The sequence below is a fragment of the Ensifer aridi genome (assembly GCF_002078505.1).
Lineage (GTDB): Bacteria > Pseudomonadota > Alphaproteobacteria > Rhizobiales > Rhizobiaceae > Sinorhizobium > Sinorhizobium aridi.
The window spans coordinates 183,219-195,659 of the sequence record NZ_LUAV01000022.1; the positions used below are offsets into that span (position 1 = coordinate 183,219).

Annotated in this window: 14 protein-coding genes and 1 pseudogene; 1 reads left to right on the forward strand and 14 read right to left on the reverse strand. The window is 60.6% G+C overall.

Annotated elements, in window-relative coordinates; translation table 11 throughout:
• Window positions 1-18: 18 nt before the first annotated feature.
• From AYK65_RS19865 to AYK65_RS32510, 14 genes are all read right to left on the reverse strand, one after another.
• Entirely contained in the window at window positions 19-804 is a 786-nt protein-coding gene (locus AYK65_RS19865; protein ID WP_081159879.1) for an EscU/YscU/HrcU family type III secretion system export apparatus switch protein, read from the reverse strand.
• Window positions 791-1,600 (reverse strand): EscT/YscT/HrcT family type III secretion system export apparatus protein, encoded by an 810-nt coding sequence (locus AYK65_RS19870; RefSeq protein WP_081159882.1) that lies wholly within the window; start codon window positions 1,598-1,600, stop codon window positions 791-793. Before AYK65_RS19870 ends, AYK65_RS19865 begins: the two co-directional genes overlap by 14 nt.
• Before the next feature lie 5 nt (window positions 1,601-1,605).
• The gene (locus AYK65_RS19875) at window positions 1,606-1,875 is read right to left on the reverse strand and encodes a flagellar biosynthetic protein FliQ (protein WP_081160205.1); all 270 of its coding nucleotides are present in this window, start codon (window positions 1,873-1,875) and stop codon (window positions 1,606-1,608) included.
• A 2-nt stretch (window positions 1,876-1,877) separates the two neighbouring features.
• Complete coding sequence (sctR, locus tag AYK65_RS19880; protein ID WP_081159884.1) at window positions 1,878-2,531, reverse strand: type III secretion system export apparatus subunit SctR; 654 nt, start codon at window positions 2,529-2,531, stop codon at window positions 1,878-1,880.
• On the reverse strand, window positions 2,531-3,547 hold the full coding sequence (gene sctQ / locus AYK65_RS19885) for a type III secretion system cytoplasmic ring protein SctQ (RefSeq protein ID WP_139793260.1): 1,017 nt from the start codon (window positions 3,545-3,547) through the stop codon (window positions 2,531-2,533). Before sctQ ends, sctR begins: the two co-directional genes overlap by 1 nt.
• The gene (locus AYK65_RS19890; RefSeq protein WP_081159887.1) at window positions 3,544-4,860 is read right to left on the reverse strand and encodes a FliI/YscN family ATPase; all 1,317 of its coding nucleotides are present in this window, start codon (window positions 4,858-4,860) and stop codon (window positions 3,544-3,546) included. Before AYK65_RS19890 ends, sctQ begins: the two co-directional genes overlap by 4 nt.
• On the reverse strand, window positions 4,853-5,413 hold the full coding sequence (gene sctL / locus AYK65_RS19895; RefSeq protein WP_081159890.1) for a type III secretion system stator protein SctL: 561 nt from the start codon (window positions 5,411-5,413) through the stop codon (window positions 4,853-4,855). The genes AYK65_RS19890 and sctL overlap by 8 nt, the downstream gene beginning before the upstream one ends.
• The gene (locus AYK65_RS19900) at window positions 5,400-6,038 is read right to left on the reverse strand and encodes a hypothetical protein (RefSeq protein WP_081159893.1); all 639 of its coding nucleotides are present in this window, start codon (window positions 6,036-6,038) and stop codon (window positions 5,400-5,402) included. Before AYK65_RS19900 ends, sctL begins: the two co-directional genes overlap by 14 nt.
• Window positions 6,035-6,832 (reverse strand): type III secretion system inner membrane ring lipoprotein SctJ, encoded by a 798-nt coding sequence (sctJ, locus tag AYK65_RS19905; protein WP_081159895.1) that lies wholly within the window; start codon window positions 6,830-6,832, stop codon window positions 6,035-6,037. The genes AYK65_RS19900 and sctJ overlap by 4 nt, the downstream gene beginning before the upstream one ends.
• An 11-nt stretch (window positions 6,833-6,843) precedes the next feature.
• Complete coding sequence (locus tag AYK65_RS19910; protein ID WP_081159896.1) at window positions 6,844-7,323, reverse strand: hypothetical protein; 480 nt, start codon at window positions 7,321-7,323, stop codon at window positions 6,844-6,846.
• A gap of 53 nt (window positions 7,324-7,376) precedes the next feature.
• Window positions 7,377-7,625: a hypothetical protein gene (locus tag AYK65_RS19915; protein WP_081159899.1), complete on the reverse strand. Its 249-nt coding sequence runs from the start codon at window positions 7,623-7,625 to the stop codon at window positions 7,377-7,379.
• Window positions 7,626-7,775: 150 nt separating this feature from the next.
• Complete coding sequence (locus tag AYK65_RS19920; protein WP_081159901.1) at window positions 7,776-8,573, reverse strand: GH12 family glycosyl hydrolase domain-containing protein; 798 nt, start codon at window positions 8,571-8,573, stop codon at window positions 7,776-7,778.
• Window positions 8,574-9,124: 551 nt separating this feature from the next.
• Complete coding sequence (locus AYK65_RS19925; protein WP_081159903.1) at window positions 9,125-10,501, reverse strand: radical SAM/SPASM domain-containing protein; 1,377 nt, start codon at window positions 10,499-10,501, stop codon at window positions 9,125-9,127.
• Window positions 10,502-11,510: 1,009 nt separating this feature from the next.
• Window positions 11,511-11,666, reverse strand: coding sequence for a hypothetical protein (locus AYK65_RS32510; RefSeq protein WP_172402035.1), 156 nt, complete (start codon window positions 11,664-11,666; stop codon window positions 11,511-11,513).
• A gap of 417 nt (window positions 11,667-12,083) precedes the next feature.
• On the opposite strand from AYK65_RS32510, the pseudogene AYK65_RS19930 reads away from it, so the two are divergent.
• A pseudogene (locus AYK65_RS19930) lies at window positions 12,084-12,280 on the forward strand (transposase); the annotation flags it as partial.
• Between the last annotated feature and the right edge of the window lie 161 nt (window positions 12,281-12,441).

Sequence of the window (12,441 nt, forward strand, 5' to 3'; positions counted from 1 at the left end):
ACTTTTGGGCGACATGCATTAGCTTTGCTTGCGCGGCGGTGAATTTCGTATCTCCACGCCAATCTGTCGGCGTGCCGATTTCACATGGGGGTCGCCCTGGGTCTCCTTGTGTTCGCGCCGGGCTTCGGTCTTGGTCATCCGGTGCTGCCGTCGGAAGAGTGCGCGTGAGATGTGCAGGTCGAAGAACGCAGCGACGATCATGATCGCGGACGAGATGACGGCGATCGTCCCGACAAGTTGAACCGCAACGCTCAGGGCGCAGGCTTCGCCGCATAGCGGCGACCAAAAAATGCCGTTCAGGAAATAGAGAAGGGCGCCGGCGCCGGCGACGGAAAGAAGAGCCAGTTTCGCGAGTCCCTTGAGGAACTCCGTGAGGCTGTCGAGGGAAACGACCTTTTTCAGACCTTCCATCGGATTGAGACGGCCGAAATCGAAGCCCATGTGTTTCATCGATACGGGAAAGCCCTGCGCATCGATGATCGATGCCGCAAGGACGACTGCCAATCCGAGGAGGAGCGGAGGCCAGACGATGCCGAGGAGCGCTGCGCCCATCTTAGTCAGCACCGACGCAAGCCCCGGGACCTCAGCGGGCTTGCCGACCATCTGCAGCACGGCGTCGAAGAGGTGAACGAAATCGCCGATGATGCTGCCGAGGCCCCAAGCGAGATAGGTCGCGATCGCCAGCACCGAAAGCGCCACCGGCAACTCGCGCGATCGAGGGACCTGACCCTCCCGCCGGAGCCTGTCGAGCTTTACCCGGCTCGGGGGGAGGGACTTCTCCTCGGTATCGTCATTTTTCGCCATGGCCGACTTCCAGGAAGGCCTTGATCTCGGCGAAGGACTCCGTCCATAGCGTGCCGAAATAGCTGGTGACGAAAGACGAGTAGACGACGAGCACGACGAGGACGGCAAGGTTCTTGAATGTGGCGCCGCTGTCGTTCAACGGGAACTGCTTCGCCGAGCGGCCGACGAAGGCCAGCGACAGCTCGACCACGCACATGACGATGACGAAAGGAGCGGCAAGCACCGCGCCGACGCGAAACAGCCGGGCGAAACTTTCGAGGATAACCATCAGCCAATCATCGGTCGCCACCGGACTCAGGGCAAAAAGCGGCCAAAGCCCGAAGGAATTGTAGAAGATCGCCACGAGGTCGATTACACCGCCCGCCGCGACGAATACCGCAAGCGCGACCGACATCAGCAGCGAACCGAGCGGTGTCGTCTCGAGCGCGTTCACCTGATCGAAGAGATTGGCGGCATTCGCGCCGCGATAGACGTCGGTCATGTCTCCCGCCGACTGCGCCGCCCAGAAGGGGATGCCAAGGCCCATGCCAAGCAGACCGCCGAAGACCATCTCCTTCAACGACAGGGCCGCGAGGTCGAGATAGGAGGTCTTGCCCACGACGAGCACCGAGTAGGCATAGAAGACCGATGGGGCGGAAAGCCCGATGGCGAGGCCGAAGCGCAGGATGCCGACGATGCTGAAGAGCGAAAACAAGGGAAAAATGACCGTGATACCGAGGGCACGAGCGGCGCCGAGCAGGGCAGCGGCCGGCACCGCCGTGTGCTCGTTGATGAGGGACGCAGCCTCGAGTGCCATCGGCGTTACCGTACCATGGTCGGGAAATCGTTGAGGATGTGGATCGAATGCTCGATCAGCGGCGTCGCCAGCGCCCGTCCGAAAACGAGCAGCAGGAAAGAGATCGAGAAGATCTTGACGATCTGTGCGATCGTCTGTTCCTGGATCTGTGTCGCCGCCTGGAAGATCGCGATCACCAGGCCAAGAACGGCGGCGAAGGCGAGGATCGGTCCCGCCAGCGCGAAAGTGGCGACGATGGACGTACTGATCTCGGTGGCGATCTGTTCCTCAACCATGATCATCCCGCATAGGAAAGCACAAGCCCTTCGAGAAGCCGCCGCCAGCCATCGACGGCGACGAAGAGCAGCAGCTTGAGCGGCGTCGACACGACAGTCGGCGACATCATTTGCATGCCGAGCGCAACGAGGATCGCGGAAACCGCGAAGTCGATCATCAGAAAGGGCAGATAGATCAGGAAGCCGATCTGGAAGGCCCGGGTCAATTCGGACACCAGGAAACTCGGCGTGAGAATTGTGATGTCGTCCGGGTTGGCGGGTGTTCCCTGTGCGCCTGACCAGACCTGCTGCGACGATTGGATGAAGAAACCGCGAACCTCCTCGTCGGAGAATTTCAGCATGAAAGCTTTCAGCGGCGCCGAGAGCTCGGCAATGCCCGCCGCCATTCCGCCGATCGTCCCGAAATCCTGGCCGCTCCCCGCGAGTATCCGCCACGACTCCTGAAGCACAGGGTTCATCACGAACGCGGAAAGCACGATCGCAACGGCGAAGACGAGGAGGTTCGGCGGCGTCTGCTGGATGCCGATGGCATTGCGCACGATCAGCAGCACGACGGAAATCTTGGTGAATGAGGTCGCCACGACCGCGATGACGGGCAAGGCCGAGATCGCCGCCATGGCGGCGAGACTTTGGGCAAGGGGAAAACTGCTTTCCATCAGTCGTGAAGCGCCGTGATGCGGACGGCGGCAAAGCCGTCCAGCGCGACGATCTCGCCGCGACCGATGATGCGGCCTTGCGCGACGATATCAACCGCCTCCGGCAATGTGCGGTCGAGCGTGAAGACGTGCCCCTCGCCGAGCGCTTCGAGCTCGCCGAGCGGCAACTCGACGCGCCCGGCTTCGAAGACGAGCTTGATCGGGATATCGGAGATAGCCGAAGGCGACGGTGGCCCTTGCAGATCTTGGTCCACGTCTTCGTTCGTCATCAGATGCCTCATCGGGTTGCTGGAGCGGGTCAGCAAAGGTTCGTCGAGCGTGAAGCCGCGTTCGGTGCGGGTGCAGCGGGCGAGATAACGCTCCCCCGTGACCGCGACGGCAGTTTCTGACATTGCCGGATCGATGACGATCGCGTCGCCTGGCGCGAGATTCCTGATTTCGCCGGCCGTAAGAACGGCAAAGCCGCGCCTGAATGCAACGCTCGTCGTGAGGCCGCGAAGGCTGCGCCGGGGCAAGCGGGCCGCCCAGCGCATAAGTCCGGCAAGCGTCTGCGCATCGAATTTGCCGCAGATCGCGCAAGCGAGGCCGTCCCAGCTCACATCGAAGGCGAAATTCAGTGCCGCGCGATCGGTGATCGGCTCGTCGAGTTCGGTGAGCGCGATCTGTCCGCCGGCCCCACTCTCGATGGCGCCGAGCGCATCGGCAATCAGGCACTCGAGCAGGTTGGCCTTCGTTGCTGCCGACAGCAGGTCCCATCGGGTCAGCGGCTCGAACCGCTCCACGAACAGTTTCAATGTCCCCTCGGACACCCACAGTTCCGCGGTGCGACCGGCGATCCCGAGGCGGATCGCCACCGGGTCGCCGACCCTGCCGATGGCGATCTCCGGCGCTAAAGGGCGAACCGCCACGGTGCCGTCTCCCAGTGGGATTCGCCACGGCTTTCGGGCACCGATGCGGGTGGCATCTGCGCGCATGTTGGTTACGGCTTCGATTGTACGGATTGTCGCGACGGTCATCGGGCGAGCTCGCGAAGCGCTGCGACCGTTTCATCGAAGGAACTGCAGCCTTTGGCGCCGTACAGAAAGCTGTTGATCCTGTCGCGCTTGCGCACGGCCTCGTCGGCGGCCGGATCCTGCCCCTGCCGATATTCGCCGACGCGGATAAGGAACTCGACCTCCTTGTAGAGGGCGAGCAATGACCGCAGATGGTTTGCCGCCTTGTTGTGACTCTCATCGACGACGGCATTCATCGTGCGGCTCCGGCTCGCGAGCACGTCGATGGCGGGGAAATGCCCGCTCTGGGCGATACGATCGGACAGCACGATATGTCCGTCGAGAAGTGCGCGGGTCTCCTCGGCGATCGGGTCGTCCTGTTCCGCCCCCTCGACCAGCACCGTGTAGAACGCCGTCATCGTTCCGCTTGCGCTGTTGCCGGCCCGTTCGAAAACCTGGGGCAGCGCGGCAAAGACGGAAGGGGGAAAGCCGCGGCGCACCGGCGGTTCGCCGGCGGCAAGACCCACCTCGCGCAGCGCCCGTGCCATGCGCGTGACGCTGTCGACGATGAGGAGCACACGCTTGCCTTGATCGCGGAAATGCTCGGCGACGGTGGTTGCCGTCAGCACGGCCTTGTAACGCTCGAGCGCGGGCCGGTCGGATGTGGCGACGACGAGCACCGTGTTCGACGGCTTGCCCGCCGGCATGACGCGGTCGACGAATTCCCCGACCTCGCGTCCGCGCTCGCCGACGAGCGCACAGACGACGAGATCAGCCTCGCTGTTTTTGATGATGTCGCCGATCAAGGTTGACTTGCCGACCCCGGGGGAGCCGAAGATGCCGATCCGCTGACCTTCCCCGCAGGTCAGCAGGCCATCGATCGCGGGAATGCCGACCGGGAAACGACGGTCGATCGGGCGCCGCGACAGCATGTCGGCCGGCGCCGCGTGAAGCGGCTGCGAAAAGCGCGCCGTCTCACCCGTCTGGACCTCCGCCTTGCGAAGGATGTTTCCGTGGGCGTCGATGATGGCGCCGATCAGGAAATCGCCCGCCGCAATGCAAGGCTCGCGGCCGGACGGAACGACTTCCGTGCGCACTGATATGCCGCGGGTACCCCCATGCAGCGAAAGAAGAGCGGTTTCGCCGTCGACGCCGACGACATCGGCGAACCCCAGCCGTCCCTGACTCGGTTCGCGCAGTTCGCAAAGCTCGCCGATCCGCACTGCCGGAAGATGCGCGCGCACCATGAGCCCCGAAACGCCGATGACACGGCCGCTAGGCCGACGCGTCTCCGCCCGAGCCATGTCTCTTTCGAGCCGCAGCAGCGCTTCAACCACGGTCGGCCGCCTCCATGAGCGCGGCGATCTGTTCCCGAACGCCGATATGCGTCCGGCTCGTAGCAGTCTCCATCACAATTTCGCCGGCCGAAAGGAACTGGTCAGCGACCACATCGATGCGCTGATCGAGCCCTTCGATCGCCTTGCGGACCACCGCCGCCTCGCCGGCGGCAACGCGCAACGTCACCCGCTGGGTCTCGGCCGTTTCCGCAATCGCCTGGGTGACAAGGCGACGAACCCGCTCGTCTGCATCGAGACTACCAACTATTCTGGCGACGGCCCTGAGCACGACCGGTGTGACCAGGCTTTCGAAATCATAGAGCGCCTTTTCCGCCTTGGCGGCTGCGGCGGCAAATCCCTCCGTCGCCCTGCGCAGCCCTTCGGCATAGCCTGCGCGGTAGCCGTCCTCCCGTGCCGCCTCGCGTACCTCCGAGGCCTTTGCGGTTTCAATGGCCGCGTCCTCCCGTGCGGCCGCGGCCAAGGCCGCAGCTTCGCTTACCACACCGAACTCCCGAGCCGGGATGACGCGGCTGCGGCGCCTAAGCTCTGCCATCGGCGCCGTCCCTTTCTGCTATCGTCGCGGCGGCCGCGGCAGCCCCGATGGCGCAGGTGGCCGGCCGAATGAGCGTCACGGACCCGGCATCGAGATCCCCCCAGTCGGGCTGCCAGGCATCGGCCAGGCGCTCACTCTTGAACCATAGAGCGAGAATTCGACCGCCATCGGCAAGGACGAGCCGGCGGCTTTCGTCCTGGGACGGGTCGAGCGGAGCCGCTGAGGCGGGGGAAAGCGCGGCATGGGCAAACGCGAAACGAACTGCCTCACTGCCGAAGACGCCAGAAAGTGCTTCGACGATCTCGCGGGCAAACGCCGTTCCAAATGCGTTCAAATGGTAGGTCAGGCCTGCGCGCAATGCCGCCTCCTTCCTCGCATCCGAAGGCAGGAGGAGAAATCGTCGCAGGCTGTCGCTGCAGGAGGCGGGATCGCCGACCGCCTGCGCAATCCACTCGAAGAGCCGCGTCTGCATGCGGGGCAGAGCCGCCATTCGCCGGCAGAGCGTCGCATCAAGCCCGTCCGCTCCGCGGGCCATGTCCTCCGCCTTTGCGGCAACGAGAACGGACCGGCGAATGTGCGCATCCTCGAGCGCCTTTGCTCCGTCCTGCCGGATCGCCGATCTCATCGGCTTTCCTTCCGACGCGGGGCGATCAGAAGCAGGCTCGCTGCGGCCGCGAGAATAACGGCCGCTACGATTGAGAGGCTGCGATAGCTAAGCAGTGGTCCGAGGCTGACGAACTTGTCGGTGGCAGCAGGCTCGGTGGTTGCGGACGTCACCGCCGGGCCCGCTGTCGACGCTGTCAGACCGACTTCCGACCATGGGCTGGTGATGACGGAAACGTCTTCATAGGCCAGTCCCCGAATGCTGTTCAGCATTATGGAGCGGCTTTTCAGCTCGATATCCGCCAGGTCTGCGCCCGGTCGATACTGCAGCAGTGTAGAAGCGCGGGCCTTCTCCCTGATCAGGCCGCGGCCATTGTCTTCCGGCAGAACCACGTGGACGCGGGCCGCTGCGACGCCATCGAGCGCCGACAAGGTATCGGCAAGCTGCTGTTCGACCGCGTAGGCCATGCGTGCCTTCTGCTCGAAGGGGGTCACCAGAAAGCCGTCACCCGGAAAGAGATCGGCGACGGTGCTGCGCGGTTGGCGCGGCAGACCTGCCTCCGCAAGGAGTTCGATCGCCTTGGTGCGATCGCGGCTGTCTACGGAAATGGAAAAGGTCGAATCCTCGCCCGCCAGGACCTCCGCGTGGATTCCGGCCCGCTCCAGCACAACCTGCGCGTCGCGGGCGTCGCGCTGGTCCAGCGCCGTCAGCACGTCTTCGCTGCAGGAGGAAAGCAGAACGCAAAGAAGGATGGCGGCCGAGAGTTTGCCGGCGCGCGACCAAGACGTCGCGTGACTATGCGGGAAGACAGCCATGATGGGGCGCCTTACTGCCCTTGGGTCAGTCGCTTGGAAGACGACATGACGGATTGGGTGAGCGACGACAGGAGCGTCATGCCTGTGGCGAATTGCTGCGATGCCTGAAGTCGATCTATCGACTGGGTCAGGGTATGAACCCCCGTCGCCGCCTGCTCAACCTGTTCGGAAGCCTTGGCGAATCGCACCGCTGATGGTTGGGGGCCATGATCGCTCTCCAGCTTGAACAAAGAGACAAGTCGATCAAGAAGGGCTGGCGCTTTCTCGCTCGCGGGAGGCAGGGAGATGGGCAGGTTCTCCAAGCCCGCCTGCGGCGATATCTTCCTCAAACCGGTAAAGGTCAGCTTCTGGACATCAGAAACGGGCGCGAGAGAAGTATGTTCGCCGCTGATCCGCTGCGCAACCACGTCGGCTGTTCGAAGCGTTGCCCCCGTCGGTAAGGTCTGGACGGCCGCCAAAAACCCGCGCTCGGAGAAACCTTCCTGGCTCATCGACAAATCCTCCAGTCGCTACTGGGCCGAATGCGTCGGCCGTTGAGGAACCTTCAGCCCTCGTCGCCTTCGTCGATGGCTTCCTTGGTAAAGTTGAATAGCGAATTGTTCAGCATCAGTGTGTTGGACACCATGCTGGGCAGGAAGGCCTCTATCGCCGCCGACAACACCTGCTCGTCGCTGTTAGGATCGACCTTCTTTGCGGGGTTTGTCCCTCGCTCGCCCGCTCCTCTCGCGGCACTGCCTCCGTCGACGACATGTGAGAATACACTTGGATGACTACCCACGGCATCAATCGCCATTTCTTCTCCCTCTCGCCTGATTGGCCTCTTCACCAACACGTCCCGTTATACAGAGAGTGTCGTGTGCGCTTCCTTTCCCGGGTCGGGCCTAGCCAACTCGACTTTGGACGACCTTCCCGAATAATGAGGAACTGGCTCTGCGGCCGTGTGTCACGTCGAGCTCACGGAGCAGTTGTTGAAGTTGAAGTTCTTCCCTCCTGGGGACGAGGTAATCTCGACGCCGTATTGAACGCTGCCGACGTTTATGTCGCCAAGGTGGCCCTTCGACTTGAGCCAATTAAGGATACTCTTGATGTCCACCGTCCCGTTATTGGTCTTGGAAGTGAGCAGCAGTGAGATGACCTTGTGACCATTATAGCCTTCGAAGACGTTCCAAGTCCCTCCGCCTACATTGATATTGCTGTGGATCGGAGTCGCCGCCCCGGAAGGGCCATACTGATGTGAGATGGGCTTAACGTTGCCGCTGCCGTCTGGATTTCCGGTGTAGTTTGTCCAGAGCATTATCTCATTCTGCTGTGAGCTGTCCCAGATGTCGTAGGCGGTGTTCCACGCGCCGCCAGCAGGAACATCCTGATTGAAGCTCGACGTCAGAGTATTGATTGAACTGAGTGGTTTCCCGACATTGAAAGCCTGGTGGGGGTAGCTCTTGATGCCATCAGTATTAGGGTGGTTCGACCACACGCTCCACTGGTTGTCTGCATGAACCGAAATCGTCTGAGGCCCAGCGGCGTTACCCCCATATATGTCGTTGTTCCAAGAATAGCCACCGTGTGAAAAGTCTCCGTATGGAGCGCTCGAGCTCCAAATCGGAGCGCTAGTCGATAGAAGCGCGGCAGTCGGTGACTTGGCTTCATTCACACCTTGCCTGAATAGTTGATTATCCTGTGTGTCGACATACCCCGGCGGGTAGGCCAACGATCCGGTACCATCTATCCGATTGGAATACATAAGGCTCTCTTTCTGTTACGAGAACAAAGATCTGGCGCCTACGCGACGACACTGACATTGATACTCTCTTTAATCGACACGAGGGAAATTGAGTTTTTGCATGTCACTATTCAACTGACGGATAACGGGGGGATCGTGTGACGTGCGGCGTGGGGCATCGCTGGCGGAAGGCGGCTTTTGAGAGGACGTTCCTGAGTCTCGATTTTCAGAGCGCAGACCCTGCATGACCGCACTGAGCGTCGAGCCATCTTTTCCAGCGCCTATCCGATTCAGCACGGGACCAGTGGGTGCCTGGTCTGCTGGGCGCATTCGCCCGCCGGTCGGCTCTTGTCATAATCCGTCTCCCATGGAACGAGGAAGCGCCGATCTGGAACACGGTGCCGCCGCAGCCTGAACGGCTTCGACGCTTCAGAGCGGAGCTCCTTGGGCTGCGCCGGCGAGACCTAACCCGTCAGAACCAGCATGCCGATCGTCAGTTTTGCACAATTGTGCGCGCTCCAGCATCGAACCTTTCCCCTGCAACTGACGAAACCCTGACCTGCGCTAGTTAGCTAGTTCAAGAACGGACCGCCGCAAGACGGATCTTTGCCGAAGTAGCTGCCCGTCACGTTGAAAGAATCGACAAAACAGGACGTCCGGCAAAGGTGCAGCTTGCTGCAGATGGCGCAGTCGGAATCAACAACTTCTGGATCTGTCGCTCGCTCACAAAGTCGTGCGAACGCATCGCTGTTCCAAATTTCTTTAAGCCCAGAATCGAACACATTGCCCAAAGTAAAAGCCTTAACCCCGTGCATCTTGTCACACACGGATACGTCGCCGCTCGGAAATATCGACATTCCGGAGATCATGCCGCCACAGGGATACCAGTCCGTCTCTGTCCACAATTTGTTGGCATCCTCGGGCGGTTCAATATTACAGAGGTGTGAATACTGTTCACGCTTTTGTTCGATCCGATCTCGGACACGTGACAGTTCTTCAGGAGTAACGTTGGGAGCACAATTGGCGGCGGAGTTGATGGCTCCGCTCTCCATATAGGAAATGCCGATACCTCCAACTCCCAAGTCAACCAGGAAGTCTATCGTCTCCTCCACCGCATGCTGAGTCATCGGCGTCAGCACGCTCTTGATAAGCACTCGGATTCCGGCCGCGCGTAAAAAACGAATCGCATCGACTACCTTGGGAAAATGTCCGCTGGTCCTGGTCACCTGATCATGCAGTTCAGGAGAGCAGACGTCCAAACTGATCGTCACTTCTTCCATGCCTGCATCTTTCAACCGAAGGGCAATGTCAGGATCAGTCCCGATTACCGTTCCGTTGCTGGTGAAGACCGGGATCATACCCCGTGTGAGGGTGCGCTCTAGCAACTCAAGCCAGCCATCAAAGATGGTTGGTTCGCCTCCAGTGAACCCTGCAAACACCACGCCCCAGTCCGCCGCCTCATCCAGCAATTCAAGGCACTTGCTCAAGCTCCAGCGCCGGTCGCTCCTCTGGCGATTATCTTGATAGCAATAGGAGCACCTGAAGTTGCAACTGAACGTAAGAGTGATGCTGATCCCCGCAGGAACGGGCCATTTGCCAAAAGTTGCGAGGTCAAGCGCGGAGGGATCAGCCCGGTAGAGGAATTCTTGCGGACTAAATCGCTCTCTTGGGACTGGCGTCGTGTCGAAATTAAGAAAATGCCGATACTTGCTCAACAACTGATCAATTTGTGAGTGAGCATCAACATCCTTAAGGCCGAAGGTTTGGCCATAGATAAAGGCGATTTGGGGAGGAAGGAGACCTTTGTCGCACAGCGACAGAAAGAACGCGTGAGAAGGGTCAAGCATTTGGATCTGGGAAGGGTGGTGACCATGAGCCAAGGCGTACCCCGCCATCGGCTTTAGGCAAACCGTTTCCTTGAGCTGGGGGAACAACTTGGTATCGTCCATCGTCGCTTATCCAGATTTCCGATCAAGGTACGTCTACTCGAGGACAAGAAGGGCAGCTGGCCACGACCGCAGCCAGCTCCATCGCTCTGAGGAGGGGCCTGGGCCACTCCAAAAGCCGCTCGCGAGGCGATAGCGGCACTCCTCAAACCCTCCACCTTGCCCCGCTCTGCACCCCAAAAGATGCCGGCGCTGACAAAGTGCCGATCCGGATTTGAGCTCCGTCAGCCAATGACGTCGATGGACGATCAATGTTCAGTGCAGTTGACGGAGATAGCCTTGGTATTCCAGCAGCCCGGCCAGTCCGGCCGGCGGACGGCGATTTCGGCTGCCCCTTGCACGGGTAGCGCCCGTGTCTCTGTTCGAAGAGCCTCTGCACGAAGCTGCGCAGCCAAGATCTTTAGGGTATCTGGTGTATGCAAATATCCCAAGGTTTGGTGGTCGGCCATTAGTCAATCTCCTTCGTTGAAATGCGCCAAAAGGCTTGCAAGTCACGAGAAGCAAGCGTCGTGCCGTGTCGGCCGCAAGTGCGGCTCCACGCCGTGAATCTCCGGATTTTCCTGGGCTTTTTTCAAGCGAGTACACCGGCATCCTTGTATGTCTCAAGTTCGGATGGTTCGACCGGGGTAGAATTTGTCGGATAGGCGACAGCTTTGTCTTATCGACATTTCGCGGACGCAGGTGAGCAGGCCCGGCGAGCCATGCCGGCAGATCATGGCCTGGAGAAGGTCCACTACGAAACAAAGGTCACGCTGACGCCGCAAGTCCCTCGGAAGCCGCTGTATCATTCTTGCCGCGCTTGACGTGGAGCTCCACCCACGCGGGCGGCATCAGCTTGACTACCCGAGCCGGCCAACTAGTAGTGGGAAGTCGACCATGCCTCCATCCAGACCAAGGCCGACGACAGTGATCTTCTCAAAAGCCATGAAGCGGTTTGAGCACGCCATCGCGCAGCACCAGCAGGAAGAGGCCGCATTCGACGTGCTGATCGGCTCTCGATCTTGCCTGAGTGTCACTGTGCCTCCTGATCCCGGCGAGCCGAGATAAGCATAGAACTTGAAGCATCAGCGGGGGCGCTGTGATAAAGCCCGGCCTTGAGGACGCGCTTCGCTTCCTCATCTTGGATGAGGTGAGGGTTTCCATCATAGCCTATCAGGTAGATGCGCATCTCATCTCCTCAAAGCAAACCCCCGATCAGGGCAATTCGCGCTCCATGCGAAAGCCGGATGCCGCTATTCGCCTCATGGCAGCCATTGGTGATGCTCTTCGCCGATGGTGCCTCACTTTGCTCTCATTCACCGAACCATGATGGGGGATGGATAAGGCAGGCATCGCATTTCTAGCACTGATACTCGTGCTCATCTCTCTCGTCGTAAGCATTCTCGCGATAGACAACGGAGCGAAAAAGGCTCCTCACGACAAGGCGGCGATTCCGGCCGCAATCCCGAGCAACCCAGGAATTTAGGCAATATTCAGCGAGGCCGGGGAGTGGTGAGCTTCTCCCCTAACCACCGGTGAAGGTGACCTTGCCTCGCTGAAATAATCCATTTTGAAGTAAGCTCTGGCCCATTGAGCGGGCCAGGGAATGAAGCGCAACCGTTTCACGGACGAACAGATCATCGGCATTCTGAAGGAGCACGAGGCGGGCACGCCGGTCTCGAAGCTTGCCGCAAGCACGGCGTCAGCGATGCCAGCATCTACAAGTGGAAGGCCAAATTCGGCGGCATGGACGTGTCCGAAGCCAAGCGGCTGAAGACGCTGGAGGACGAGAACACCAAGCTGATTTGCGTGATCTGACGCGAAAGGCTGAGCGCGGAGAGTTTTCGCTCGGGCCGATGTTGATGGCGCTGCTGCGGGCGAATGCCTCGACCGGATGAAAGGCATCGTGATTGGCGCTTCATATCGGGCTCAGTGATCGCGATCGAATGCGGGCGTGCCCCGGC